Here is a 25,862-nt window from a genome sequence, read left to right as displayed (position 1 = left end):
CCACCAAGGAGCACGTTATGAAACTCGCGAGTCTCTATGTTTCCACCGCCCTGATCTTTTTCATCGTGGACGCCATCGGGCTGCGCCTGTTGATCAAACCGGTGTTCGAACGCCACATCGGCCATCTCTTCGCCGATCCCTTCCGACTGGGCCCTGCGGCACTGTTCTATCTGGGCTATGTCGCGGGTCTGTTGTGGTTTGTCTCGTGGCCAGCGCTCAAGGACAATGACCCTGTCGCGGCGCTGATCGGCGGCGTGCTTTTGGGGCTTTTGGCCTATGGCACCTATGAATTCACCAATTACGCGACGCTCAAGGACTGGTCGCTGCAACAGGTCATGACGGACACGATCTGGGGCGGGGTTTTGACCGGAATGTCGGCCTGGATCGGTGTCCTGATTGCGCGCAATTTCAGTTAAAATCGCAACAACACGCCCTCGCATACCCATGCGAGCCAATACAGGTCAATCCTGACGTCATAGATAGGTCTAAGGGGGGATAAGTGGCAGTCCGTAGGGGAATCGAACCCCTCTTTCCAGGTTGAAAACCTGGCGTCCTAACCGATAGACGAACGGACCGCGCTTGGTGTGAGCGCGTATCTATGAAATCCCGGCGGGGGGCGCAAGAGGGATTTTGAACAGGACCGCTATTTTCCCGAAAGCAGACCAAAACAACCGCAAGCCAACTTATCTTTTGTCTTGCGATGTGGCCTGTGGAGCAGCCTCGATATGGGTGTCGTGATGCACGGCCGGATCAAACAGGGTGGCTTGCGCGCGGCCTTCGTATTTCGAACTATAAAGCGCGAGATCTGCGTCATGGATCATGCCATGGGCCGTCGGCGCTCTGTAATAGTCGGTGGTGGTGATGCCGATGGAGCCGGAAATTTTGCAGAAAGTGTCCAGATAAGGCACCGGCCCTTCGAGACGCGAAATGATGCGTTTCGCGGTTTGCAGCAGCCGGGTGTGATCCGTGAAACGGTTATAGATCAGGATGAATTCATCGCCGCCCACGCGGGCAACCAAATCATCCGACCGGGTTTCGTCCAAGAGTATCCGGGCCACTTCCTGAAGCACGGTATCGCCGGCAGCATGCCCCAACGTATCGTTGACGGATTTGAAGTAATCCAGATCAAGATGCATGAGGGCAAAGGGCACACGGGTCCGCAGCATCCGCTTGAGCACATGATCCATGGCGCGGCGATTTTTGAGCCCCGTCAAAGTGTCGGTGAACGCTTGTTCTTCGGCGGCCACCTTGGCGCCCTGCAGACGTGCGTTCAACTGTTTGGTTTCTTCCATCACCGCAGATTTGGCTTCGACCAGATAGAGCATCTCAATGGCCAGATCGGTATGCGCGAAATCCCCGGCGGTGAGACGATAATCCGCCACAGCATCGACGATGGAAATGCCAAACGACAGGTTCAGAATGTTGACGCCAGTGCCAGGAATCGAAGCCGCCATACCTTTGAGGCGCGTGGTCACCCCCGTGCGGAATTTCAGATAGAGTTTCGTGTCCAAAGGAACCGGACAGTTACCCTGCCCGCGCCCGTTGTCGCGCACGGAGAAGACCTCCGTCACATCTTTGCCAATCAACTCCTCAGCCGGACGCAGTTTCGCCAGGGTCGACCCGATCGACAGGATCACGCCCGAATCCGCGAAGATCAGGCTCATCGGCATGAAGGACAGGAAAGGCGCCGCATCGAATGTGACAGGCCTGACGACACTCATAGCTCACCTCCAATCCGCTCGGAGAGTTCGAAACTGCGCCCTTCGGTATAGGCCGCTTCCAACAGGTTGATGGTGATGATTTCCTCGCCCGAATCCATCCAGCCCTGATGTTCGAGAAACACCAAGGCGCCGTAATCATCCGCCATCGCGCGCATCACGCCCACCATGGCATAGCCAAATCCCGGCATCGAACTGGAACAACTGAGCCGGAATCGCCCGTCTTCGGCATATTCGACCTTAAGTGTCGGCACCTCGAGATCCGGCAGCGCCAGTTGCGCGCGACCTTCCAATTCATTGAGAGAAAATAGAAATTCTGTGAAATTTTCGCCACCGAAACGCAGGAGGCGCCGGATCGCCTCAACATTTGGATGAGAGACAAGATAGGTGCCGAGGTCTTCGAGGAAGGTTTCCACCGGTTTGTGCAATTGCCGCGCGGCACGGCCCAGAACATCCAGAGTGATCTGGTCCGGATAGCTGAGCATCGCCTCGAAATTGTCGAACCCGAGATCCGCCTGTTCCGCGACTTTTTCCCAGGTGTCCGCACCATAGGTGTCGCGCATAAAGCACTGGATCGCCCGGTTAATCATACCATGCATGGTCGCCATGCCTCCCACATTCACATGCGGGAGGTGTATCGGGCCACTCTTAAGAAATTACCAATTGCCGTCTGAGCAGCTTGGATAAACTCCTAAAATTGTTCTCATTCTCTCGAAAACCGGCCCGGAAAGCTGCGTTTTCAGCCCCCGACGTTACCGCCGGACAGCCACGCGGGCAGATCGGCGACACTGTCCAAAACCACCGCAGCATGATCCGAGAGCTCGTCGGCTGACGCAACACCCGTGAGCACCGCGACCGGGATCATCCCGGCACGCTGCGCCGCCTCCAGATCGTGCAGGCTGTCCCCCACCATCACACAGGCCTCAGGCGCCACCCCTAGCCGCTCCGCAGCCCCCAGACAGGGTCCCGGCGCGGGTTTGCCGCCAAAGCCGCTGTCATATCCGACGACCGCATCAAAGAGCGCGCCCAATCCCATCTGAGACAGATGATCCCGCGCCGCCGCTTCGAAATCATTTGTCACGACGGCCATGCCCAGACCCTGCTGGCGTAACGCAACGCAACAGTCGTAGACCCCCGGCACAGGCACAGGCGCGAAATTCTCCGCGTCGGGGTCCAGCCAGCCGGTGATCTCCGCCGCGCTGTTGGCCGGGAAGAACGGCTGTAACAGAGTGACAACCTCGTCGGGCGTGCCCGCGATCACGGCGCTTTGCGGCAAGAACCGCTTTGCGGCAAGATCAATGCCAAGCGCCTCAGCGAGTGCCACCTGTTTTTGCCGGTCGGCCCCACAGCGGCGTGTGATCATGGCCGCGCCCCAGGGCCCCCAACTGCTTTGGAAATCCATCAGCGTGCCGTCTTTGTCGAACAGGATCGCCTCTATCTTGCGCATCATCGAAAGGCCTCAGGTCCAGTGAATTTGCGCGCCACCCGGAAGCGCCTGTCGCGCGCGCATCGGGTCATACGGATCGAGGCCCGTGGCCTGGCAACAGGCCTTCACCCATTCGTCATCCATGGTTAAGAAATCGAGAACCGCGCTCAGGATCTCAACCTCCGAGGCGCGCGCGATCAATTCCTCAGCAGTAATGCCGCTAGCCCCAAGAAAAACTGGGAAAATTTCCTCTTCTGCGGCGAGCCAGGCCAGAACTTTCAGGCCGATCACCTCGGCGGATTCTTGCTGCATCTGTGGATAACCTCGGGTGTTTGGAAACGGTTTCTTAACCTTTGTCACCGACATTCTTAACCATAGGCAACACCAGAAATACAACAGACCGCAACAAAAGAGACCCAGTGGTTCAGCAAGACGGGCATCGCAGACACAGGCTGCGTCCCCCGCCCCCGAGGCCAAAAGCGCCCGGCAGACCCGTTACAGAGGACGCGCAAAAGATATGGCAGGCAGGATTCTCATCGCGGACAATGTGCCGACCAATCGGATCATCCTGAAGGTCAAACTGTCTTCGGCCTTCTACGATGTGACACAGGCTCCGACCGGGCAGGAGGCGCTCACGCTCGCGCGAGAAACGCGGCCGAACCTCATCATCCTTGACAGCGATCTCGGCGACATGAGCGGCTATGACGCCTGTGCGACCCTCAAGGCCGATCCGCTCACCGCGCATATTCCCGTTGCGATCATCACGCCCGCGCAAAAGCCTGAGGCGAAGATCGCCGCACTCAAAGCTGGCGCCGATGAGTTCCTGTCGAAACCGCTCGATGAATTGACCCTGACCGCGCGGGTGCGTGCCCTCATGCGCGCCTCCGCCACCTCCGAAGAGCTGCGCCGCCGCAATGAAACGGCGCATGCCCTGGGCTTTTCCGAGGCCGCGAGCCACTACGCCACCCCCGGAAAAATCGCCCTCATCGGCTCCACCTCCGAGGAGGCTATGACCTGGCGTGCGGGGCTAAAGGGCATGGTGCATGACGAGATTGCCATCGAACGGGCCGATCATCTGTTGGAATCGATTTACCACGGCAAGGTGGCCGATCTTTACGTGATTTCCGCTCAGGCCGGTGGGTCGAGCGAGGGCATGCGGCTGATCTCCGATCTGCGCGCGCGTGAGACGACGCGGAATGCCGGGATCGTCGTCGTGCATGGTCCGCAGGATCGGCGCGAGGCCCTCATGGCGCTCGATCTCGGGGCCAACGATCTGATCACCCGCGGCGCCGACCCGGAAGAAATGGCCCTGCGCCTGCGCACCCAGATGCGGCGCAAGAAAGAGGCCGATCTGTTGAAATTGACGCTCGACGAAGGCCTGCGTCTGGCCACCCGCGACAAGCTGACCGGGCTCTACAATCGCCATTACGCCATGCCGCATCTGGAGAAACTCGCCCGCGACGCGCGCGACAATCACCAACATTTCGCGGTGATGCTTCTGGACATCGACAAGTTCAAAACGGTCAACGACACCTATGGTCACGCCACCGGCGACGCGGTGCTGATCGATGTGGCGAAACGCTTAAGCGACAGCTTGCGCAGCATGGATTTGCTGGCGCGGTTCGGCGGCGAGGAGTTTTTGGTCTGCATGCCGATGACGACGCTGATGGAAGCCCGCGCTGTGGCGGAACGCCTGCGCGCCACGATCTGTGCCCGACCTGCCGCCGTTGCCCCTGACGGCACGCCGGTGACGGTCTCCGCCTCCATCGGTCTGGCCATGGGCGGCGCGGAATCTCATGACATCGACACGCTTTTGGAGATCGCCGACCGCGCGCTTTATGCCGCCAAGGCCGAGGGGCGCAATCAGGTGACCCTGGGCTCCCACGCCGCGTGAAAGGCCGCGCCCTCTTGAAACCTTGCCCCCGCCATGCTCCAGTCCCGCGAAGGAACGCCCAAAGGTCAGCAGGTCATTCATGCACGCAGGTTTCACAACTCTTCTTCTGGCGGTGGGTCTCCCCTCTGCCAGCTTGGCCCTCTCCCCTCTGGAGCGCATGATCCTTGAGGAATTGTCCTGTGACGCGCCGCCTCAGTCCCTCGCCATTTTGACGGAGCTTGCCGAGGCGGAGAAAATCATCCCTGAAGTCAACATCGGCTATGACAGCCTCAGTTGCTGGAAACTGCAAGGCGGGCTCACTGTGGCCGGGATGCCCTTTGTCAGCATCTGCGCCTATGAAGAAGACCCGGCGCTGCACAAAGCGCATCCGGAGTTCTATTACCGTGGTCCGGGCACGTCGCCCGGACAGCATCTGTCACTTGGCACGTCAGAAACCGCCGAGCGCCTGTCCGATTGGTATCTGGCAACCTTCGGACCGGAAAAGGTCAGCTACGCCATCAAATCGGAATGGACACTCCTTGAGGATGCGAGCGAAGTCACCTGTTCGGGCTTCCTTGCGGATCACCCCGTCGACTAACGCACCACAAGAGGATCGCAGCGCAGCTCACTGAAAAGGCGAGACTTTCTCAATCTTCACCTTGGCGCGGCGGGCCATCTCCACGCCCATTGCCGTGCGGACCACCCGGCCCACCATCGCGCGGACGTTGTGGCGGGCGTTTGAGCGCCTCGACCAGCCGATCCGCATAGGCCATGCGCTCCTCGGCACTCATCGCCTCAATCTGCTCGACCACCAATCGCGCACCGATCTCCTGTCGGTCCGAGAAATTCTTTTGCTGGCGCAAAAGCAGCTCCTCGAAGGCCGCCGCGTCGAAGGGCTCGGTCTTGAGCGTCGTCACCATGGTTTCGAACATCTCGCGCACTTGGCTGCGTGCGGTTTGCGGATCCCCCGCGGACCGTCTGAACGCCCGCCCCAAAGCCCGGCGTTCCTGCGTATCAAAGGCGCCCACAAAAGGCCCAAAGCCGAAATCACGCGCCTGAAGCGCCTTGGCCCGGTCCATCCCCGCGTCCCAGCGCAACAAGGCCCCGCCGACAACCCCCAACACCGCGATGTTCAACGCCAGAGACCCCACAAGCACGATGCGGCTCCAGCGGATGCCCTTTTTCTTGGTGGCATCTCCGGACGGGCCGGGTTGTGTCATTTTATCGCTCATGGATTACCCCTCAGACGCCAGATCGTAAAAGCTCGGCACCAGATCGTCGAGCGCATTTCCGCTTTCGCCGGTCGCATAGGTCGTGGCGCTATAGCTCGTGGTCTCATAGCTCGCGGCACTGTCCGCATAGCTGCCGGTCGCAAGTGTGGTGACCGTCATCGGCGCGCCGAGCCCGATGGCCAGCCCCGCGACACCCGCCGTCGCCAGACCGGCAACCGCCCGCCAACCGCCAAGCGCCGCGACCATCGCCGCCACAACAGGATGGCGCTGTTTCGGGCGCAAGGCATTGATCCGGGCGACCTCCTCGGCCTCGCGGGTTGCGATCACGCCTTCGGCATCGGCCAGAACCCGCGCCATGAGATCGCCAGACGGCAAAGGCGTCGCGTCCCGCACCTCTTTAAAAAGCGCGTCCAGTGACATCTCCGTCACCTCGTTCCGTGTGTCGTTACGATCCGTCATTTTCGAACCCCAATATTTCGCGCTGAGAGGCCAGAGCCTTGGCCAGCGCACGTTTGCCTCGGGCGGTCAGGCTTTCCACCGCCTCGACGCTGATGTCCAGAACTTCGGCAATCTCGGGATTGCCCAAGCCTTCGATGTGGCGCAGCACCACCGCCTCGCGTTGGCGATCCGGCAAGCTGTCCAGCGCCACCTGCAAGGCATCCACCCTCTGACGCTGCATCAGCACCGCGTCCTGAGAGGGCCGTTCGTCTTCCGGCTCGGCGATCTCGTCGAGCCCCTTCCCGCGCTTCTTGCGCAACCGGTCGGTGCACAGATTGGTGACCACGCGGTAGAGCCATGTGCTCACCTGCGCCTCGCCCTGACGCCAGTCTGGCGCGATTTTCCAAAGCCGGAGCATGGCCTCCTGGGCCACGTCTTCGGCCTCCGCGCGATCTTTGAGCAATCGTGCGGAATAGCCAAGCACCTTTGGCGTAAGACGCATCGTCAGGGCGCGGGCAGCCTCCCTGTCGCCATTGCCGAAGGAAATCAGCAAAGCTTCGTCAGACACGTCATTGAGGGCGTCGAAGGGCATGGTCATCACCGGGTCTGCGTATCTCACTCAAGCTTGCGGGTCCATCATGTCCTGAGGTGAGGGTCAGGGGCACAATCGCCCCCGACCGGTTTCTGGCTCAGTTGCCGTCCGTCGCCGGAGCGTCCGGTGCCGGGACTTGTTGAGCAGGGACGTGTTGAACGGGCGCTTGCGGGCCGGACATCGGGCCATAGCCCATCCCCTGCCCTTGGCCCTGCCCTTGCATCTGTCCACGCATGTGACCTTGCATCATCATGCACCCGTGGTTCGAACCCTGCATCATCTGGCCGTGGTATTGACCGTGATGCCCGCCCATGCGCGCAAATTTCTGACCCTGTTGCAGGCCTTGACGGCCCTCCATCCGGCCCATGCCCTGACGCGAGATCAGGCTCAACTCTTCTTCGCTCACGGCCCCGTCACCATCGCGATCCAACCGGCTGAACATTCGGCCCGCGCGCGGGCTTTGCATCTCTTCGGCACTCAAAAGCCCGTCGCCATCGCTGTCGCGATTCTCGATCATCGCCGCAGCGCGAGCCTGCATCCGGGCCACACGTTGGGCTTCCTGATGCGCGAAAAGCTCCTCCGCATCCACTGTGCCATCGCCATTCGCGTCTATTTCGGCAAATTGCGCCGCGCGGAAGGCGTCGATCTCGTCTTGGGTGATCTTGCCGTCGTCATTGGCATCCACCGTCGCAAAATCGAAATTCGACCCGAACGGTGACATGCCGCCCATCTGTTGCATTTGGCCTCTCATGCCGCGCTCTTGCGGACCATGCCCCTGCGCGCCGTAGCCCGCAGCATAGGCGCCAAAGGTGCCTCCCAGAACCGCAACAAGAGCGACAGCGGAGATCAGCGTTTTACGTTTCATGGTTTTCCCTCTTTCAGGTCTGTTTGGCGCGGCCGGTCTGTGACGTCGGTCTGTGACCGCTCCACCCGCGCTTTCTATGCTCTCTAAACGCGCCAGATCGGGGGTTCCGTCGCAGGCCCTCAAAGAATTCCCTTCACAGAGCCGTGATCCTTGGCCATGGTGTGCCAATGGAGGAGGAGAGGCCCGTCAGGGCTGACAGCTGCGCGACATCGCGCCGCAAGGACAATTTGCGCCCCCTACAAAAAGGACGAAACGTATTACGCCATCTCCCGCACGAAAGAGGCGCATCGCATATGACAGAGACACAGACACATTTGCCAAACGAGACCGCCGCCAGGTTCAGTTCCACTGACAATCCCGCTGGCGATGGCCTGCGCGAGCTGCGCCCGGCCTTGTTGCGGGGCTGGAAACGCCGCTGTCCGGCCTGTGGCGGGGGGCCGATGCTGAAAAGCTATCTCAAAGTGCGTGATGAATGTCCGGTCTGCGGCGAGGCTTTGCATCACCACCGGGCGGACGACGGCCCGGCCTATTTGACCATTCTCATTGTCGGCCACCTGATGGCGCCGCTTTTGGGCTGGGTTTTCATCGAATTCCGCCCCGACCCTCTGACGCTCATTGCGATTTTCGCCACCGGCACGGTCTTGCTGTCGCTTTATTTGTTGCCACGGTTCAAGGGCATGATCGTCGCCTTTCAATGGGCCAAGCGGATGCATGGCTTTGGCGGCGACGAGACTTAAGGACGCCAGCTAAAGCTGCTTTTCGTAATGAATCCGGTCGTAACCATCGCTTTTGCCACGATGGGTCTCGGTGTAGCCAAGTTTGGGATAGAGCCGCTGAGGCCCCGACATCACCGCATTGGTATAGACCCGCATCACCGCCGCGCCGTCTCTGCGAGCACGGGCTTCGGCCTCCAGAATGAGCCGCATGGCGATCCCCCGCCCCCGCGCCGCCTCAGAGACCGCCAGCACATCGAGCATCACGCCACCGTCGTCCTCCGCATAAGTGTAGATCACGCCAAGGATCTGCGCGGCTGAGATCGCCACACGCACCCGCCCCGTCTCGATCAGCGGCGCATAGTCATAGAGCGCAGGCGCGGGCGGCTTGCCGATCAAGGGCGTGTATGGCGCAAAGGCCGCCCTCACCAAACCGGTGATCGCGGCGGCGTCCGCGCCCTCGGCCCGGCGCAAGAGGATGTCCACATGTTCCGTCATACGCGCACTCATCCACGCCCCGACGTCTGTGACAAGGCCGCAGCATGGGGCCAGAGCTGCACAATTATAGGGCCTGGGCCCGCGCGCAACAGCCCTGTGCAAAAGGCTTTCAAAGCAAGTGATTGACATGTCCTGCCAGCGCCTTTCAGATCGGCCCGACCTGAATAGAAAGACCTGCCACATGACCGATTTTCCGCTTCTCGATCTCTCCGCCTTCCAATCCGCCGATGCCGAGGGGCGCGCGGCCATCGGCGCCGAGGTGGATCGCATTTGTCGAGAAACCGGCTTTCTCGCGGTCACCGGCCATGGCGTGCCGCAAGAGGTGATCGACGCGCTTTGGTCGCAGGCCCGCACCTTTTTCGAGCAATCGCCGGAGGAAAAACACGCCGTCGCCCCGCCTCCCGGCGGCCCCTACGGCTATCTCGGCCCGGGCACCGAAGCCTTGGCCAAATCGCGCGGCGAAGACACGCCGCCCGATCTCAAGGAAAGCTTCAACGGTGGCCCCGCCGCCATCCCGCCGGGCGAGACCGACCCGGACGCTTTGGCCTTTTGCTATGCACCGACCCCCTTCCCGGCTCTGCCCGGCTTCAAAGAGGCATGGCGCGGCTATTACGCCGAGATGGAGGCCTTGGCCGCGCGGATCATGGAGGTTTTCGCGGTTGCCTTGACCCTGCCTGACGATCATTTCACGCCCTATATCACCACGCCGATCTCCGGCATGCGGGCGCTGAATTACCCGGCGCAAGACAAGGCGCCCAAGGAGAAACAGCTCCGCGCCGGTGCCCATACCGACTATGGTTCGCTGACGATCCTTTTGCCCGAACCCGGCTCTGAGGGGTTGGAGATTTTGACACCCGAAGGCGTTTGGAAAGGCGTGCCACCGATCGACGGCGCCTTTGTGATCAACATCGGCGATCTCATGACGCTCTGGACCGGTGGGCGCTGGACCTCGACCTTGCACCGGGTTGTGACCCCGCCCAATTGGGCCACCCGTCGGCGCATGTCGATTGCCTATTTCCATCAGCCGAACTGGCATGCCGAAGTGAAGCCGCTCTCCGGACCGGCCTCCGAGACTGTGACCTCAGGCCCCTACTTGATGAGCAAATTCGCCGCCGCAAACGGCTAAGCGTCTTGCGCGCTGGCGCCCAAACACGCACAACAGCACCACCGGTCGCAGCCTACCCGGTTACAAAACAAGGACTAAACCCATGAAAACTCTCGTCATCTGCTCCGGCGGATTGGATTCCGTGTCGCTCGCCTATGTACTGGCCGCCACAGGCGATCTGTCGCGTCTGGTCTCCTTCGATTACGGCCAGCGCCACGCCAAGGAAGTGGAGTTCGCGGCGCTTGCCGCCGAACGCCTCAAAGTCCCGCATCAGATCATCGACATGCGCCCCATCGGTGCGGCGCTGACCGGCTCGGCGCTCACCGATGACATCGACGTGCCGGACGGGCATTACGCCGAGGAGACGATGAAAATCACCGTCGTGCCCAATCGCAATGCCATCATGTTGACCATCGCCTTCGGGATCGCCGCCGCCGCAGGGGATGAGGCGGTCGCCACCGCCGTGCATGGCGGCGATCATTTCATCTACCCGGACTGTCGCCCGGCCTTCACCGAGGCCTTCGAGGCGATGCAAAAAGCCGCGCTCGACGGCTATGCCGACATCCGGCTCTCGACGCCTTTCGTGCATCAGAGCAAAGCCGATATTGTCACCGCAGGGGCTGCCGCAAGCACGCCCTTTGCCGACACTTGGTCCTGCTACAAAGGCGGCGCGCGGCATTGCGGGCGCTGTGGCACCTGTGTCGAACGGCGTGAAGCGTTTTATCTTGCGGGCATTGAGGACCCGACAGAGTACGATGATCCGGAGTTCTGGAAAGCGGCGATCGCAAACGCCTGAGATACCCAAAGCAAAAGCCCCGCCTCAGAGACGCGACCCTTGCGATATGCGATTAAACCTTGCCGTTCCGGCCCCGCCGCGCCTCCGGGTGGAGCGCCGTGCCCAGAATATGCTCGGCCCTATGCACCACATGGCCCGCGTGGCCAACGATCAGCGGATCGGGTTCCCCGATCAGCTCCTCGTCCTTGTCGGGATAGTCGAGTGTCATCAGGAAATGCTTCATACATTCGATCCGGGCGCGTTTCTTGTCATTCGACTTGACGATGGTCCAAGGCGCATCTGCCGTGTCCGTGTAAAAAAACATCGCCTCTTTCGCCTCGGTGTAATCGTCCCATTTGTCCAGCGAGGCCTTGTCGATGGGCGAGAGTTTCCATTGTTTCAGAGGATCGGTTTCCCGCGCCTTGAACCGGCGTTGCTGTTCGGCTTGGGTCACTGAGAACCAGTATTTATAAAGCTTGATCCCTGACCGCGTCAGCATCCGTTCGAATTCGGGCGTTTGGCGCATGAATTCGAGATAATCGTTCGGGCTACAAAACCCCATCACCCGCTCGACGCCCGCGCGGTTGTACCACGAGCGGTCATAGAGCACGAATTCGCCGCTGGTCGGCAGATGTTCGACATAGCGTTGGAAAAACCACTGCCCGCGCTCCTCGTCGGTCGGTTTATTGAGCGCCACGACACGGGCATGACGCGGATTCAAATGCTCCATGAAGCGTTTGATCGTGCCGCCCTTGCCCGCTGCATCACGGCCTTCGAAGAGCAAAACGAATTTGTCGCCGGTCTTCTGTGCCCAAAGCTGTGCCTTCAACAACTCCGCCTGAAGCGCCACTTTGGTGCGCTCATATTCCATGCGAGTCATCTTTTTGCGATAGGGGTATTTGCCACTCTCGAAAGCGGCGCGGATTTTGTCCGGCGTCACGGTCGGAAAGCTTTTCGGCCCGCCATGCACCGCCGCCTCAGAGGCCGCAACCGGCGCAGTGTCCGCCACGGGTTCGACAACAGCGGGGGTATTGGCGGCGGGTTTCAAAGGCGTCGTCATGCGGGCATATCTCCATCGGTGGGCAACGCGAGGCAAACTCTGCGCTTGTCACCCCCCTGTTACAGGAAACCGCTTTGCCTTTCCTTGATCTGGGGCAAGGTTTTCGACGCCCTGCCCCAATGTGCCGTTTTATCCGGCGCCTTTTAGGGTCTCAGACCGACACATGGCGTTTGACAAAACGCGGAGCGATCCAAGAGACAAGTTCGGAGAGGAACACGATCAAGGCATAGCCGATGCCCCCCAAAGCGCCGAGCGCGCCGCCGATCAGGCCGAAATGCAAGTCCCGATTGCGCGACACAACCCGCGACGGCAACTGTAGGACGGTACGCAACAGGCGAAACACGGCGCCGATCGGACTGGCCTTGAGCCACCCCGCCTTGCGCTGGCGGTTCCAATACACATTGTCGAACCCCTTCGCCGCCGCACGGTTCAGGATGTGACTCACCCCGTTCGGCGCCGGATGGGACATCCACGCAGCTCCCGCCGAATGAATCGCAATCCCATCCTTGATCAGCGCCCGTGCCATTTCGTTGCATTGACCGCGATAGGCCTGTGCTTCGGGGAAAGGATGCGCTTCGAAGGTCGCTTTTCGGATGGCCAGATTATTGGCGAAAAAGCTGCGCCGGGTGCTCAACTGCGGCAAACTGCGCTTGGGTTTGAAAAACCAGAAGAGCGCAAACGCCTTTCCCGTCGTGTCCGGTGTGTCGAGATAGGTATTTCCGCCGACGATCTGTACCTCGGGATCCTGAAACGGGGTCAGCAACGCCTCGAGCCAGCCCTCTTCCGGCACCACATCGCTGTCGACGAAAACAATCAAATCCTCATCGCGCTGAGCGACCGCATGGGTTTTCAACGCGTAATAATGCCGATCTCCCGCATCCATGAAGGTCACCGTTCCCGGCCAGCTTTCTTCATCGATACAATCGTCCACGGCCCCTTGGGGCACCGCGATGTCCACATCATGCGGGTTATACGCAATCACGAGATGAAATCGACAGCCCTCGCGCTGTGCGAACGCAATGGCTTGGCCTTGCAAACGGCGCAACATTTCCTTGGGGCGCTCAAGCTCCGCCAAAAGCGCATTTTCCCATTCGACGATAATCGCCACGTTCCGATATGACATGTTCCCCCCCGGGTATAGCCAAGATTTATTCGGAAGATTTTATCATAGAAGCGCGGCCCGAAAACTGGAAAAATCTGTAATTTTTCCCCATACCCCTACAAGATATTGCCCCCGACTTCATGCAATGGTCTAATGGACGATCAGAGAAACACAAAAAATCGAGCCTCTTTATATGTCCGACGACCTGCTGGCCAACGGCCCTGACGAGTATGATGCATCTTCCATCGAGGTGTTGGAGGGGCTTGAGCCCGTGCGCAAACGCCCCGGCATGTATATCGGCGGCACGGACGAGCGCGCGCTGCATCACCTTGTGGCCGAGATTCTCGACAACTCGATGGACGAGGCCGTCGCGGGCCATGCCAACCGGATCGAGCTGATCCTTCATGCCGATTATTCCGTCACCGTCACCGACAACGGGCGCGGCATTCCGATCGACCCGCACCCGAAATTTCCCGGCAAATCCGCGCTCGAAGTCATTCTCTGTACGCTCCACGCGGGCGGTAAATTCTCCGGCAAGGCCTATCAGACCTCGGGCGGTTTGCACGGCGTTGGTTCCTCTGTGGTGAACGCTCTGTCTGACCTGATGGTCGTGCAGGTCGCCAAGAACAAGGAACTTTTTGAGCAGCGGTTCTCCCGCGGTATCCCCGAAGGTCCGGTCGAGAAAATCGGCGCCGCCCCCAACCGGCGCGGCACCTCGGTGAAATTCCACGCCGATGCGCAAATCTTCGGCTCGCATCGTTTCAAACCCAAACGCCTCTTCACTCTGGCGCGCTCCAAGGCCTATCTCTTTTCCGGCGTCGAAATCCGCTGGAAAAGCGAGATCGACGATGGCGAGACGCCCACCGAGGCCACCTTTCACTTCCCCGGCGGTCTGGCGGATTATCTGTCCGAGACGCTGGGCACCGCCTCCACCTATTCCGAACGCCCCTTCGCGGGTACGGTCGAATTCGGTGCGCGCTTTGGTGTGCCGGGCAAGGTCGAATGGGCGATCAACTGGACGCCGTCGCGCGATGGCTTCATCCAGTCCTATTGTAACACCGTGCCGACGCCCGAGGGCGGCACGCATGAAACCGGGTTCTGGGCCGCGATCCTCAAGGGCGTGAAGGCCTATGGCGAGCTGGTCGGCAACCGCAAGGCCAAGGACATCACCCGCGATGACCTGATCACCGGCGGCTGTGCTTTGGTCTCCTGTTTCATCTCCGATCCTGAGTTTGTCGGCCAGACCAAGGACCGCCTCGCCACCACCGAGGCCGCGCGTCTGGTGGAAAACTCCGTGCGCGATCACTTCGACAATTGGCTCGCCGCCGATACGAAATCCGCCGGTGCCATCCTCGATTTTCTGGTGCTCCGCGCCGAAGAACGCATGCGCCGCCGTCAGGAAAAAGAGACCCAGCGCAAATCCGCGACCAAGAAACTCCGTCTGCCGGGCAAGCTCACCGACTGTACCTCGAAAGACCGCTCGAACACCGAGCTGTTTATCGTCGAGGGCGACTCGGCCGGTGGTTCCGCCAAGGGCGCGCGCAAACGCGAGACGCAGGCCTTGCTGCCCTTGAAGGGTAAAATCCTGAACGTGCTCGGCGCCGCCTCCAACAAACTCACGTCGAACCAGGAAATCTCGGATCTGTGCGAAGCGCTCGGCGTCGGCATGGGCACGCGGTTCAACGTCGATGACCTGCGCTACGAACGCGTGATCATCATGACCGACGCGGACGTCGACGGCGCCCACATCGCCTCGCTTCTGATGACATTCTTCTACACCCAGATGCGCCCCCTCATCGACCAAGGCCACCTCTACCTCGCCTGCCCGCCGCTCTACCGCCTGACGCAGGGCGCAAAACGCGTCTACTGTCTGGATGAGGCGGAGCGCGATATGTGGTTGGAGAAAGGCCTTGGCGGCAAAGGCAAAATCGACGTGTCACGGTTTAAGGGTCTTGGCGAAATGGACGCCAAGGATTTGAAAGAAACCACGATGGACCCGGCGACGCGCAAGCTCATTCGGGTGACGATTGACGAAGACGAACCGGGCGAAACCGCCGATCTGGTGGAGCGTTTGATGGGGAAAAAGCCGGAGTTGCGGTTCCAGTACATCCAGGAGAATGCGCGGTTTGTTGAGGAATTGGATGTGTAGGAGCGATTAATGGTTGTTTTTGACCTTTTCTCCAAACGTAAAAAGCGAGCTCAAAGTTCAGTCGACGATGTTTTTCAGTACGAAAAAATCAGTCAAAAGCTTCGAACACAAATTGTCCATATATGGAATGATGCTCTCGGCTCATATGACGATTTTAGAGGCTACGGACACGCAGATGCTCACGAATCGTACACATCGTTAGTACGAGCTCTAAGAAGAGAATATGGCGTATTTTGCCTTGTTGAAGACCGCCACAATGCAAAAGATGAGTTTCATGAACTAATAAACTTTTTTCTCCAAGAAGAGAAAATTGAAAGAGTTTTAGATGTCATAGAATTGTCTTTTAAACTCATCGCCATTCGTGCCGAAAGCGGTAGATACGATTGGGCTGATATTGGTCACACAGCCATAAAAGAATTAAACGTTCGATTTAGGGAAGATAGCACCGGGTATCAATTTGAGAATGAACAAATAATGAGGATCGACTCCCTTCATCTTCATCAACAGAACATTCTTCCCGCCCTAAAAATCCTTAACGAGAAAAGATTTTCCAACGCAAACGAAGAATTCAGGTCGGCGATCGAACACCAAAAAAATCAGAAAAACCAAGAGGCAATTGCTGATTGTCTAAAGTGTTTTGAGAGCGTCATGAAAATCGTACTCACGGAACACAGAGAGCAAGAGATCGAAAACCTACCTGCTAGTAAATTGATCGAACGCGTTTTCCGAGCTGAACTTATTCCGAAATATCTTACGAATGAATTCAATTCTCTAAGATCAATTTTGGAATCCGGTTTGCCAACTGTTCGCAATAAGACTTCAGGCCATGGCCAAGGAGCCATCAAGAAGAATATTCCGAATGCTATGGTTGATTTCTGCATCAATGTGACAGCGGCAAATATAAACTTACTTGCGCGAGCAAGCGATCAAAACGCATCAGATTGAACACATTCTTCGGCCCAAATAGCAAACATACCAAGCATCCCGCATGTGTGGCGGGCAGGATGCTTGGCGATTGCCAAAGCAATCGCAAGTGCACCCAGTTCCAAACTGCTTTGACCGAAGGGCCACCCCCTCGGCACCCTTCCGCCCATCCCCGAACTGAGGGGAACCCTTCCCTCGGCCCCCGCGTTATACTCTCTGAAAACAAATCAGAGGCGCACATGACCCGCTTGAAAACCACAACTCTCATCACCCTCACGCTTTTGGCGGCGAGCCCGGCTTTTGCCAATCCGAACAAGCTCAAGCATGGCAACGGGCATGGCAATGGCAACGCAGGTCACGTGCGGGTGCATATCCCGGCGGGCTGCGATCTTCCGCCCGGCATTGAAAAGCAAATCCGTGAGGGCAAGCGCACCTCCCTGCCCCCCGGCATCGCCAAGAACTGCGCCGAGCGCAAAGGCTTTGCCAAGGGCGACCGCCTGCCCGACGGCTACACCATCCTGCGCGATTACGGGCGCTATGGCCTGCCCGATCCGGGCCGCGACCGCTATGCCATTTCCGGCGATACGATCTATAAAATCGCCCGCGACGCGGCCATCGTCATCACCGCGATGGGGATTTACAACAACATCGTTAACAACTGAGAGCGGCTCACCTTCACAACAGAGCTGGAGCGAAAAGCACTTTGACGCTCCCGCTCAGGCGAGACATAGTCTGCGCCATGTTTGATCTCATGGCCCAACTCCAATCTAATATTGATGCCGAGCACTCTTTGCGAAACAAGTTACGGCTTGTCTCGGCAATCAAACACATGCCGGAACGTGCTGTTTTCTATGCGCACTGGCACGACAAGAGCGGGCCCTCTCTCCATGAAACTGCCGAAACAAATTCACCAAACGCGATCGTAAAACTGTTTCTTGGGGAGCGGGCCGTAGAGCGATTGGAAGGCGAGGTTCAAGCCCTGTGTGTGCGAGCCGGCTTGCTCGGTGTGTCAGGGCCTGCGCGCGCAGCCGAATTTCTGTTCTGCCGACCAAACCTCAGCCTCTATGCAACGCGTCTCTGTCCTGGGCATACCGGAACGCTATCATTGAAACTTGACGCAGCACCGCCCGACTATTTGATCCAGGGGGCTGCGATGTGGCTCGCAGAAATCATCAGAAGAAACCACTCGATCAACGGTCTGGCCGGAAACTATTGGCGAAAGGTATTGAACCAAGATGCCCCTTTATCTGCCTCCGAGGAGCGCGCTGCATCCAAGTTCGAAAAGCTGCATGATAAAGTGCGGGAGGTCGCATACATGGCTTTACCTGCTGCCTCAGGGCCAGTCACACAATCCCCCGGGCACGGAGACTTTCAGCTCGGCAATTTGATCTATGACGAGAACACTGTGTATGCGATTGATTTTCATGCTCAAAACAGACGCCCGGTCGCCCAAGAAATTGCCTATTTCTTGATCCGAACCAACGCCTTTTCGGACACGCAAGGCAGCACATTGGGTCTAAATGATCGACTAATCGCACCATTTCGCACCATCCTCCCAGAAGGAGAACTAGATCGCCTCTTGCCATTCTTCTTAGGTGTCGAACTGCTCAACAGCTTTAAGCGTTGCGAACATTGGTCTGAGCGAGCGGTCTACCGGCGCAATAAGATGGCCGAACGCTATGTTGCATCGATGAGTTGACCGTTCGAAAGCCGCACCACACGGTCCATTTTCGCCGCCAATTCAAGGTTGTGCGTGGCAATCAGCGCGGACAAGCCCTCGTCGCGCACCAAGCCCATCAACACGTCGAACACCAAATCCGAGGTTTCCGGGTCGAGGTTGCCGGTGGGTTCATCCGCCAGCAACAGCCCCGGCTTGTTCGCCAAAGCGCGACAGAATGCAACGCGCTGCTGTTCGCCGCCCGAGAGTGCCGAGGGCCGGTGCTGGGCGCGTTTGCCGACGCCGACTTTCTCCAGCAATCCCATCGCACGCTCCGAGGCCTCGGCCTCCGGCACGGCATTGGCAAGTTGCGGCAGGATAACGTTGTCGAGCGCGGTGAATTCCGGCAGCAAGTGGTGGAACTGATAGATGAACCCCACGCCCGCGCGGCGCATGGCGGTGCGGGGCTTGTCGCCCAAGCCCGTCATCTCCTCGCCTGCGATTTTGACCGATCCGCTGTCCGGCAAGTCCAACAGCCCCGCAATGTGCAAAAGCGTCGATTTGCCCGCACCAGACGGCGCGATAAGGCCGACGATCTCGCCACGAGACACCGTTAGGTCGATGCCACGCAGCACGTCGACTTCGTTGGGTTTGCCGGCGTTATAGGTCTTGGCGACGCCCGTCAGGGACAACATTTCACGCGCGTTTTGATCATTCATAGCGCAGCGCCTCCACAGGATTCATGCGGGCCGCGCGGCGGGCCGGGAAAATGGTCACGATGAAAGAGAGCCCCAAGGACAAAGACACCGCTTTGAGAATATCGACGGCACGCAACTCGGCGGGCAATTCATAGATGCCCCGGATCGACGGATCCCATGCCCCACCGCCATTGAGCCAGTTCACAAAGCTCAGCACTTGGTCGATGTAGATCGCAAACAGCGACCCGAGAATGACGCCGAAGAGCGTGCCCAAGACGCCGGTAATGGCGCCGCAGATGAAGAAAACACGCAGAATGGAGCCCTCAGTCAGGCCAATGGTGCGCAGGATGCCGATGTCGCGGCCCTTGTTTTTCACCAACATGATGAGGCCCGACACGATGTTCATCGCGGCGATCAGCACCAGCACCGAGAGGATCACGAACATCACGTTGTCCTCGATGTCCAAGGCGCGCAGGAAGGACCCCGAAGCATCGCGCCAAGTCCAGACCATGCCGTGCTCTCCGACCGCTTGCAGCAGAGGGATCGCCATGTCATCGACCGCCTCGGGATGCTCGATCATGACTTCGATTTCGTCGGCTGCCCCCTCGCGGTTAAAGAACTTCTGCGCCTCGGCGAACGGGAGATAAGCGCGTGTCTTATCAATATCATAGCGCCCGGCAGAGAAGACATAAACGACCTCGAAAGACGACACACGCGGGCTAGTGCCAAAGGCGGTTTTGGCCCCATCAGGCGAGATCAGCTTGATCTTATCGCCCACCGTGACACCCAGATCGCGCGCCACGCCGGAGCCGATGGCGATGCCTTCGGAGAACCGCGTCACGTCGCCCCAATGTTGATCAGGCTCAATCGCAACACGCGGGATGGTCATCAGATCCTCAGGCGAAATGCCATAGACCTCGACGCCCGCATTGGTGCCACGCGACGAGACCATGACCTGACCACGCACCAGAGGTGCTGCGCGGGTCACACCCGGCACGGCGCGGAGTTTTTCGGCCCAGCCGTCGTAATCGGTGAGCGCGCGCGAGGTGGTGCCCTCTTCAGTCACGTAGATCGAGGAATAGACGGTCACATGGGCGTTGGAGCCCAGAATCGTATCGACGAATTCGGCGCGAAATCCGGTGCGCACGGCAAGCGTGATGATCAGGGCCGCCACGGCCAAGGTGATGCCGATCAGCGAAATCCATGTCATCACGGACACGCCTCCCTCGTCGCGCCGCGCGCGCAGGTAGGCAAAGGCGATTTTCCACTCGAAGCGGGAAAAGGGCTTGGTCGTTCTGGCCGCGTTCACGAAAAGGCTCCTGAAAACTTTGCCAGACCAAACCCTTTGGCCGCAGAAAGGTCAAGCGCTGCCCGGCCCGATACGCGGCCTCTTGCGATGAAACGCGATGAAAGCCGCGTGAGGGACGCGGATTAAAACGTGAGACCGGCCTGCGATTTGCGCCGACGGAACGGCCAGGCCAAAAGCGCCAACACGCCACTGACCGCCAGCCAGCCGCCCAGATAACCGACAAGCGCGGAAATACCGCCCTCAAGCGTCAGGGGCAAAGCAGGGCGGAAGTCGTCATAGGTGGCGCGCGCCAGAACCGTGTCGGCGACGCGTTGCGGCATGGTCAGACGCTCCAGAGGCGAGGCCTCTTTCAGCACTGTCAAATCCTCCGACAAGCGCGCATGGCGGTCGATGGTGTTGCGCATGTCGCGGCGGCGGTTTTCGAGAAACACCGAGCCGCCCATCGAGGCCAGAGCCTCTTCGCGGGTCATCTCGGCGCGGGTGGCGGAGGCGTCGAAATCGGCGATGACCGTTTGCAGGGCCTCGACCTGACCGCCTAAGCGCTGTGTGTATTGCTGGGTGAACTCAGGAAACTGGGACACAACGGCGGCCCCCAACAGGCCGCCCGAAAGGGCGAGTGCTCTCAACATATTTGCCTCTCATCCGTCTGCTGCGGTTTCCGTCTGACGCGGAAATTCTATGGCAAGTAGGCTAAAAGGATTCGGGGGCGAGACACAAATGCCCCGCCCCCGTTTTTTCAAAGTCTCGCGAAAACTCGCCGATCTGTCGTTAGAGACCCGCGTAGATTTTCACGATTTTCTCGACCGCCAGCTCCGGCGTCATCTCTTCGCTCTCGCCGGTCTTGCGGCAGGTCACTTCGACCACGCCGTTCTTGAGACCGCGCGGCCCGACGGTGATGCGCCACGGCAGACCGATCAGATCCATGGTGGCGAATTTGCCGCCCGCACGTTCGTTGCGGTCATCATAAAGCGCCTCGAGGCCCAAGGTTTCGAAGGACTTATAGAGCGCCTCACAGGCGACATCGGCCTCTTCGTCGCCCTGTTTCAGATTGACGATGCCAACGTGGAAGGGCGTCACGCCCTCCGGCCAGATGATGCCTTTGTCGTCGTGGCTGGCCTCGATGATCGCGCCCAAGAGACGCGACACGCCGATGCCATGCGACCCCATGTGCACAGGCACAGGTTTGCCATCCGGGCCTTGGACAGTCGCGCCCATGGATTCGGAATACTTCGTGCCGAAGTAGAAAATCTGACCGACTTCGATGCCGCGCGCGCTGCGGCGGCGCTCTTCTGGCACCTCGGCAAAGATCGCTTCGTCGTGGGTCTCATCGGTGCGGGCGTAGCGCGAGGTAAACTCTTCGAGCACGGCCTGACACTGTTCGACGCTGTCAAAGTCGATCTCACGGTCGCCGAATTTCAGATCGGTGATCTGGCTGTCGTAGAACACCTCGGATTCGCCGGTTTCGGCCAGCACGAGGAATTCATGGGTGTAATCGCCGCCAATCGGGCCACCGTCCGCACGCATCGGGATCGCCTGAAGCCCCATGCGCTCATAGGTGCGCAGGTAGCTCACGAGGTGACGGTTATAGGCGTGGAGCGCGTCATCCATCGTCAAATCAAAGGTATAGCCGTCTTTCATAAAGAACTCGCGGCCCCGCATCACGCCGAAACGCGGACGGATTTCGTCGCGGAATTTCCACTGGATTTGATAGAGCGTCAGCGGCAGGTCTTTGTAGGACTTCACATAGCCACGGAAGATGTCGGTGATCATCTCTTCGTTGGTCGGCCCAAACAGCATATCGCGACCATGCCGGTCGGTGATCCGCAGCATCTCATCGCCATAGGCATCATAGCGCCCGGATTCACGCCACAGGTCCGCCGACTGCATCGTCGGCATCAAGACCGGGATGTGGCCCGCGCGTTGTTGTTCTTCATGCACGATCCGCTCGATATTCTTGAGCACCTTATAGCCCAGCGGCAGCCAGGAATAGATGCCAGCAGATTGCTGGCGGATCATGCCGGCGCGCAGCATCAGACGGTGCGACACGATTTGTGCCTCGGACGGGGTTTCTTTCAAAACCGGAAGGAAATAGCGCGACAAACGCATAGGCGGAGCCCTCAAGTGATCAGTGTTTGCAACGGTCTAAGCGATCGCCAGAGCACAAACAAGACTGCGCAAGTTTTCGGCCTCTGGCAAATCAGCGCTGCGGTTGCGCCCTCTTCCCCTTGAAACCCATGTCAGCACGCGCGATATGGAAGAAAAGGCAAAGGGGCGTCATGGCATTACCTGTCCGCGATCAGATGAAATATTGGGGGGTCGCTGCGGCGGTGTTCCTCGCGTTGTTGTGGCTTTTGGGCAATGTCATTCTGCCTTTTGTGCTCAGCATGGCCGTAGCCTATATGCTCGACCCGGTCGCCGACAAGTTGGAGAGCTGGGGCTTTAGCCGCATTGCCGCCACGGTGGTGATCACCTTGGTCGCGGCGGTGCTTTTTGTGCTCATCGCGCTTCTGGTCATTCCGACGCTGATCAATCAGACGACGGATCTGGTCAATATCGCGCCCGAATTGATCAACAATCTCCAGAATTTCCTGACCGAGAAATTCCCCACCCTCCTCGATGAAGGCAGCCAGCTGCGTCAGACCCTCGTCAAGATTGGCGAGACGATCCAGTCGAAGGGCGGAGAATTGCTCTCGACCGCGCTGGCCTCTGCGATGAGCCTTTTCAACGTCGTGATGCTGTTGGTTCTGGTGCCGGTGATCACCTTTTATCTCTTGATGGATTGGGACCGGATGGTCGCCAAGATCGACGGGCTTTTGCCGCGCGATCACGCGCCGGTCATCCGTCGCCTCGCCTCCGACATCGACAGCACCTTGGCCTCTTTCATCCGCGGCCAAGGCACCGTCTGCCTGATCCTCGGCACGTTTTACGCCGCAGGCCTCATGCTCGTGGGTCTCAAATTCGGCCTCGTCGCGGGGGCTGTGGCAGGCGCCTTGACCTTTATTCCTTACGTCGGCGCCATCGTTGGTGGACTTTTGTCCATCGGCCTTGCGCTGTTCCAGTTCTGGGGCGAATGGCAATGGATCGCCGCCGTGGTCGCGATCTTCGCCATCGGCCAATTCGTCGAGGGCAATATCCTGACCCCGAACCTCGTCGGCTCCTCCATCGGGCTGCATCCCGTCTGGCTGATCTTTGCGCTCTCCGCCTTTGGCACTTTGTTTGGCTTTGTCGGCATGTTGATCGCCGTGCCGGTGGCCGCCGCCCTCGGTGTCGTAGCGCGCTTTGGCATCCACCAATATCACGACAGTCGGCTCTATCGGGGCCTCAGCGCCGATGAAGACCCAGAGGCAGAAGACGTCTGACCATGGCCCAACAGCTTATTCTCGATCTTCCCACCCGCGAGGTGCTTGGGCGCGATACGTTTTTCGTCGCGCCCTCCAATGCCATGGCCATCGCGACCCTCGATTCCGTGGCCACTTGGCCCTCGGGCAAACTGGTCCTCATTGGGTCTCCCGGCTCGGGCAAAACCCATATGGCGCATGTCTTTGCCGCCGAGCATGAGGGCGTGATCGTCCCTGTCGCCGAGTTGAGCGAGGCCGATATTCCTGCTCTGGCAACCCAGCGCTCCGTGGTGGTCGAGGACGCCGACCGCATGCCGGAGCTGGCCGATCCGCAAGCGGCGGAAAACGCACTGTTTCACCTGCACAACCTGACCTTGGCCGAAGGCGGTCGGCTTTTGGTCACGGCGCGCACCGCTCCCAATCATTGGGCGCTCACCCTGCCCGATCTGGCGTCTCGGATGCAGGGCACCACGGTGACCCGGATCGATCCGCCCGATGACATGTTGCTCATGGCCATGCTGGTGAAACAATTCGAGGACCGGCAGATCACCGTCCCTGTGGCGCTGATCCCCTGGCTCGTGAAACGCATGGAACGCTCGGCCGGTGCGGTGCGCCAGATGGTCGAGACACTCGATCGCGAAGCGCTAAGGGCCGGCAAGCCTATTTCGCGCGGTCTGGCCCAGAGCCTCTTTCCCGCCGACGCGTAAGCGCCCCAAAAGGCGCTGGATTTTGCCCAAAATCCATGCGATTTACGAAGTCGAAGCCATTTGGCACTGTCGTTTAAGACCAACGAGATAGGCACCGTCATGACCGATCTTTCGCAAGATGCGACGGAACACCAAGGCGCAATCGCAGAAGCCGAGACACAAGACTGGGGCGTCTTTGGCCGCCCTCTGTTTCTCGACGCGGAGGCCCGTGCTTTGTCGCGGGTCGGCGTGGTCGATGTGGGGTCGAACTCCGTGCGTTTGGTGGTGTTTGACGGCGCGGCGCGCAGCCCGGCCTATTTCTACAACGAGAAAATCATGTGTGGGCTGGGTGCTGGCCTGCGCGAAACCGGGCGGCTCAACCCGGAGGGCAAGGTCCGCGCCATGTCCGCCATCCGGCGGTTTCAGAAACTGGCGAAAGGCATGGGCATTCCCCCACTGACGGCGGTTGCGACCGCTGCGGTGCGGGAGGCTGAGGACGGTCCCGCTTTTCGGGAGGACATCGAGCGGGAGACCGGCCTCAGCCTATGGGTCATCGACGGCGAGGAAGAGGCGCGGCTCTCGGCGCAGGGCGTGCTTTTGGGCTGGCCCGAGGCGGATGGCCTGGTCTGCGATATTGGCGGCTCCTCTATGGAACTGGCCGAGGTCCGCAACGGCGAAGTCGGCAAGCGCGTGACCTCGCCCTTGGGGCCGCTGAAACTTCAGGGCCTCCAAGGCGGGCGTCAGGGTCTCAAGGATCACATCGCGCCGATCATGAAAGAGCTGGCCGAGACCATGGGCACCGCGCATCCGCGCATTTACCTTGTGGGGGGCTCCTGGCGCGCGATTGCCCGGATCGATATGGAGCGGCGCAATTACCCGCTGCACGTGCTGCACGAATATCGGATGTCGAGCCGGTCGGTCACCGAAACGATCAAATTCATCCGCAAAAGCGATATGGATGAGCTGCGCTCCAAAACCGGCACCTCGTCGAGCCGGATGTCTTTGGTGCCGATTGCCTCCGAAGTGCTGCGGCAGTTGGTGCGGACCTTTCATCCGAAAGAGATTTGCGTCTCGTCCTACGGCATCCGCGAAGGCATGCTTTACGAGCAAATGCCGCAGAGCGTGCGCGCCCGTGATCCGCTGATCGAAGCGTGTCGGTTCTCTGAGATGAAAGACGCCCGCCTGCCCGGCTTTGGCAAGCAGCTTCACGCCTTCATTGAGCCGATCTTCAAGGCCCGGCAATATGAAAAGATGCGGCTGATCCGCGCTGCCTGCCTGCTGCATGACGTCACCTGGCGCGCGCATCCCGATTACCGCGCCGAGGTGTGTTTCGACAATGCGACGCGGGCCAACCTGGGCGGCCTGACCCATAAGGAACGGATTTTCTTAGGTCTTGCTCTGCTGCACCGCTACAAAAACTCGCGCGACAACACGCCCTTTGCCAATCTGATCGAGATGCTCTCGGAAAAGGAAATCCGCGATGCCGAGGTGCTTGGCAAAGCGATGCGGTTCGGCGCGATGTTTGCCGTGGACGTGCCGACGGATATGGCCAAAATCGCCTACTTCCCGAAGAAAAAAGAGCTGGTCCTGTCGTTGCGCCCCGAGGCCGAAGATCTGTTCGGCGAAGTCACCAACGCGCGGTTCCAGTCGCTCGCCAATAGCCTCGGCGCCAAGACCGAAGTGCGTCACCTTCGGTCTTGAGCC

The 25,862-nt window shown here is 59.5% G+C and carries 28 protein-coding genes and 1 tRNA gene; 13 read left to right on the top strand and 16 right to left on the bottom strand.

All coding sequences use genetic code 11. The features are described 5' to 3' along the window. The first annotated feature begins 17 nt into the window (after positions 1-17). Positions 18-416: a DUF2177 family protein gene (locus LC094_RS01990; RefSeq protein WP_226549736.1), complete on the top strand. Its 399-nt coding sequence runs from the start codon at positions 18-20 to the stop codon at positions 414-416. Positions 417-500: 84 nt separating this feature from the next. Here LC094_RS01990 and LC094_RS01985 read toward each other — a convergent pair. The 5 genes from LC094_RS01985 to LC094_RS01965 form a co-directional block, all read right to left on the bottom strand. Continuing rightward, positions 501-575 (bottom strand) — tRNA-Glu (locus LC094_RS01985). A 108-nt stretch (positions 576-683) separates the two neighbouring features. Further along, the gene (locus LC094_RS01980) at positions 684-1,721 is read right to left on the bottom strand and encodes a GGDEF domain-containing protein (RefSeq protein WP_226549733.1); all 1,038 of its coding nucleotides are present in this window, start codon (positions 1,719-1,721) and stop codon (positions 684-686) included. Further along, a complete protein-coding gene (locus LC094_RS01975; protein WP_226549731.1) occupies positions 1,718-2,317 on the bottom strand; it encodes a heme NO-binding domain-containing protein in 600 nt (199 codons plus the stop codon). The genes LC094_RS01980 and LC094_RS01975 overlap by 4 nt, the downstream gene beginning before the upstream one ends. A gap of 140 nt (positions 2,318-2,457) precedes the next feature. Next, a complete protein-coding gene (locus tag LC094_RS01970; protein ID WP_226549729.1) occupies positions 2,458-3,168 on the bottom strand; it encodes an HAD family hydrolase in 711 nt (236 codons plus the stop codon). Positions 3,169-3,177: 9 nt separating this feature from the next. After that, positions 3,178-3,456: a DUF3572 domain-containing protein gene (locus tag LC094_RS01965; RefSeq protein WP_226549727.1), complete on the bottom strand. Its 279-nt coding sequence runs from the start codon at positions 3,454-3,456 to the stop codon at positions 3,178-3,180. A gap of 205 nt (positions 3,457-3,661) precedes the next feature. Between LC094_RS01965 and LC094_RS01960 the strand changes: the two genes are divergently transcribed. Both LC094_RS01960 and LC094_RS01955 read left to right on the top strand, forming a co-directional pair. Continuing rightward, a complete protein-coding gene (locus LC094_RS01960; RefSeq protein ID WP_226549725.1) occupies positions 3,662-5,038 on the top strand; it encodes a diguanylate cyclase domain-containing protein in 1,377 nt (458 codons plus the stop codon). A 79-nt stretch (positions 5,039-5,117) separates the two neighbouring features. Then, positions 5,118-5,615, top strand: coding sequence for a hypothetical protein (locus LC094_RS01955; protein ID WP_226549722.1), 498 nt, complete (start codon positions 5,118-5,120; stop codon positions 5,613-5,615). 49 nt (positions 5,616-5,664) lie between these two features. Here the strand turns inward: LC094_RS01955 and LC094_RS01950 are convergent, their stop codons facing one another. The 4 genes from LC094_RS01950 to LC094_RS01935 form a co-directional block, all read right to left on the bottom strand. Continuing rightward, entirely contained in the window at positions 5,665-6,249 is a 585-nt protein-coding gene (locus LC094_RS01950) for a periplasmic heavy metal sensor (protein WP_226549717.1), read from the bottom strand. A gap of 3 nt (positions 6,250-6,252) precedes the next feature. Then, positions 6,253-6,708 (bottom strand): hypothetical protein, encoded by a 456-nt coding sequence (locus tag LC094_RS01945; RefSeq protein ID WP_226549714.1) that lies wholly within the window; start codon positions 6,706-6,708, stop codon positions 6,253-6,255. Next, positions 6,695-7,285, bottom strand: coding sequence for an RNA polymerase sigma factor (locus LC094_RS01940; protein ID WP_226550344.1), 591 nt, complete (start codon positions 7,283-7,285; stop codon positions 6,695-6,697). Before LC094_RS01940 ends, LC094_RS01945 begins: the two co-directional genes overlap by 14 nt. A 91-nt stretch (positions 7,286-7,376) precedes the next feature. Next, positions 7,377-8,144, bottom strand: coding sequence for an EF-hand domain-containing protein (locus LC094_RS01935; RefSeq protein ID WP_226549711.1), 768 nt, complete (start codon positions 8,142-8,144; stop codon positions 7,377-7,379). Positions 8,145-8,437: 293 nt separating this feature from the next. On the opposite strand from LC094_RS01935, the gene LC094_RS01930 reads away from it, so the two are divergent. Continuing rightward, a complete protein-coding gene (locus LC094_RS01930) occupies positions 8,438-8,881 on the top strand; it encodes a DUF983 domain-containing protein (RefSeq protein WP_226549708.1) in 444 nt (147 codons plus the stop codon). Positions 8,882-8,890: 9 nt separating this feature from the next. Here LC094_RS01930 and LC094_RS01925 read toward each other — a convergent pair whose 3' ends face one another. Further along, complete coding sequence (locus LC094_RS01925; protein WP_226549705.1) at positions 8,891-9,367, bottom strand: GNAT family N-acetyltransferase; 477 nt, start codon at positions 9,365-9,367, stop codon at positions 8,891-8,893. A 169-nt stretch (positions 9,368-9,536) separates the two neighbouring features. Between LC094_RS01925 and LC094_RS01920 the strand changes: the two genes are divergently transcribed. Both LC094_RS01920 and queC read left to right on the top strand, forming a co-directional pair. Next, positions 9,537-10,481: an isopenicillin N synthase family dioxygenase gene (locus LC094_RS01920; RefSeq protein ID WP_226549703.1), complete on the top strand. Its 945-nt coding sequence runs from the start codon at positions 9,537-9,539 to the stop codon at positions 10,479-10,481. An 82-nt stretch (positions 10,482-10,563) separates the two neighbouring features. Continuing rightward, positions 10,564-11,256: a 7-cyano-7-deazaguanine synthase QueC gene (gene queC, locus LC094_RS01915; protein WP_226549699.1), complete on the top strand. Its 693-nt coding sequence runs from the start codon at positions 10,564-10,566 to the stop codon at positions 11,254-11,256. A 52-nt stretch (positions 11,257-11,308) separates the two neighbouring features. Here queC and ppk2 read toward each other — a convergent pair whose 3' ends face one another. After that, entirely contained in the window at positions 11,309-12,295 is a 987-nt protein-coding gene (ppk2, locus tag LC094_RS01910; protein WP_226549696.1) for a polyphosphate kinase 2, read from the bottom strand. A 151-nt stretch (positions 12,296-12,446) separates the two neighbouring features. Beyond that, the gene (locus tag LC094_RS01905; RefSeq protein WP_226549692.1) at positions 12,447-13,418 is read right to left on the bottom strand and encodes a glycosyltransferase; all 972 of its coding nucleotides are present in this window, start codon (positions 13,416-13,418) and stop codon (positions 12,447-12,449) included. 172 nt (positions 13,419-13,590) lie between these two features. Between LC094_RS01905 and parE the strand changes: the two genes are divergently transcribed. From parE to LC094_RS01885, 4 genes are all read left to right on the top strand, one after another. Then, positions 13,591-15,546 (top strand): DNA topoisomerase IV subunit B, encoded by a 1,956-nt coding sequence (gene parE, locus LC094_RS01900; RefSeq protein WP_226549689.1) that lies wholly within the window; start codon positions 13,591-13,593, stop codon positions 15,544-15,546. A 9-nt stretch (positions 15,547-15,555) separates the two neighbouring features. Further along, the gene (locus tag LC094_RS01895) at positions 15,556-16,491 is read left to right on the top strand and encodes an STM4504/CBY_0614 family protein (RefSeq protein ID WP_226549685.1); all 936 of its coding nucleotides are present in this window, start codon (positions 15,556-15,558) and stop codon (positions 16,489-16,491) included. Between the two features lie 218 nt (positions 16,492-16,709). Beyond that, the gene (locus LC094_RS01890) at positions 16,710-17,132 is read left to right on the top strand and encodes a hypothetical protein (protein ID WP_226549681.1); all 423 of its coding nucleotides are present in this window, start codon (positions 16,710-16,712) and stop codon (positions 17,130-17,132) included. A gap of 77 nt (positions 17,133-17,209) precedes the next feature. Further along, positions 17,210-18,169: a phosphotransferase gene (locus LC094_RS01885; RefSeq protein WP_226549678.1), complete on the top strand. Its 960-nt coding sequence runs from the start codon at positions 17,210-17,212 to the stop codon at positions 18,167-18,169. On the opposite strand, the gene LC094_RS01880 is transcribed toward LC094_RS01885, so the two are convergent. From LC094_RS01880 to proS, 4 genes are all read right to left on the bottom strand, one after another. Further along, positions 18,148-18,846 (bottom strand): ABC transporter ATP-binding protein, encoded by a 699-nt coding sequence (locus tag LC094_RS01880; RefSeq protein ID WP_226549675.1) that lies wholly within the window; start codon positions 18,844-18,846, stop codon positions 18,148-18,150. The genes LC094_RS01885 and LC094_RS01880 overlap by 22 nt on opposite strands. Then, positions 18,839-20,134: a lipoprotein-releasing ABC transporter permease subunit gene (locus LC094_RS01875; RefSeq protein ID WP_226549672.1), complete on the bottom strand. Its 1,296-nt coding sequence runs from the start codon at positions 20,132-20,134 to the stop codon at positions 18,839-18,841. Before LC094_RS01875 ends, LC094_RS01880 begins: the two co-directional genes overlap by 8 nt. Positions 20,135-20,256: 122 nt before the next feature. Then, entirely contained in the window at positions 20,257-20,763 is a 507-nt protein-coding gene (locus LC094_RS01870) for a DUF2937 family protein (protein ID WP_226549668.1), read from the bottom strand. 139 nt (positions 20,764-20,902) lie between these two features. Next, positions 20,903-22,240, bottom strand: coding sequence for a proline--tRNA ligase (gene proS / locus LC094_RS01865; RefSeq protein ID WP_226549665.1), 1,338 nt, complete (start codon positions 22,238-22,240; stop codon positions 20,903-20,905). Between the two features lie 170 nt (positions 22,241-22,410). Between proS and LC094_RS01860 the strand changes: the two genes are divergently transcribed. From LC094_RS01860 to LC094_RS01850, 3 genes are all read left to right on the top strand, one after another. After that, positions 22,411-23,493, top strand: a complete 1,083-nt coding sequence (locus LC094_RS01860) for an AI-2E family transporter (RefSeq protein ID WP_226549661.1) — start codon at positions 22,411-22,413, stop codon at positions 23,491-23,493. Positions 23,494-23,495: 2 nt separating this feature from the next. Further along, positions 23,496-24,179 (top strand): P-loop NTPase family protein, encoded by a 684-nt coding sequence (locus LC094_RS01855; protein WP_226549658.1) that lies wholly within the window; start codon positions 23,496-23,498, stop codon positions 24,177-24,179. Between the two features lie 99 nt (positions 24,180-24,278). Then, a complete protein-coding gene (locus LC094_RS01850; RefSeq protein ID WP_226549655.1) occupies positions 24,279-25,859 on the top strand; it encodes a Ppx/GppA family phosphatase in 1,581 nt (526 codons plus the stop codon). The last annotated feature ends 3 nt before the right edge of the window (positions 25,860-25,862 follow it).

Origin of the sequence: Celeribacter naphthalenivorans, assembly GCF_020524585.1 — a bacterium.
Lineage (GTDB): Bacteria > Pseudomonadota > Alphaproteobacteria > Rhodobacterales > Rhodobacteraceae > Celeribacter > Celeribacter naphthalenivorans.
This window is presented reverse-complemented; position numbering and strand designations above follow the sequence as displayed.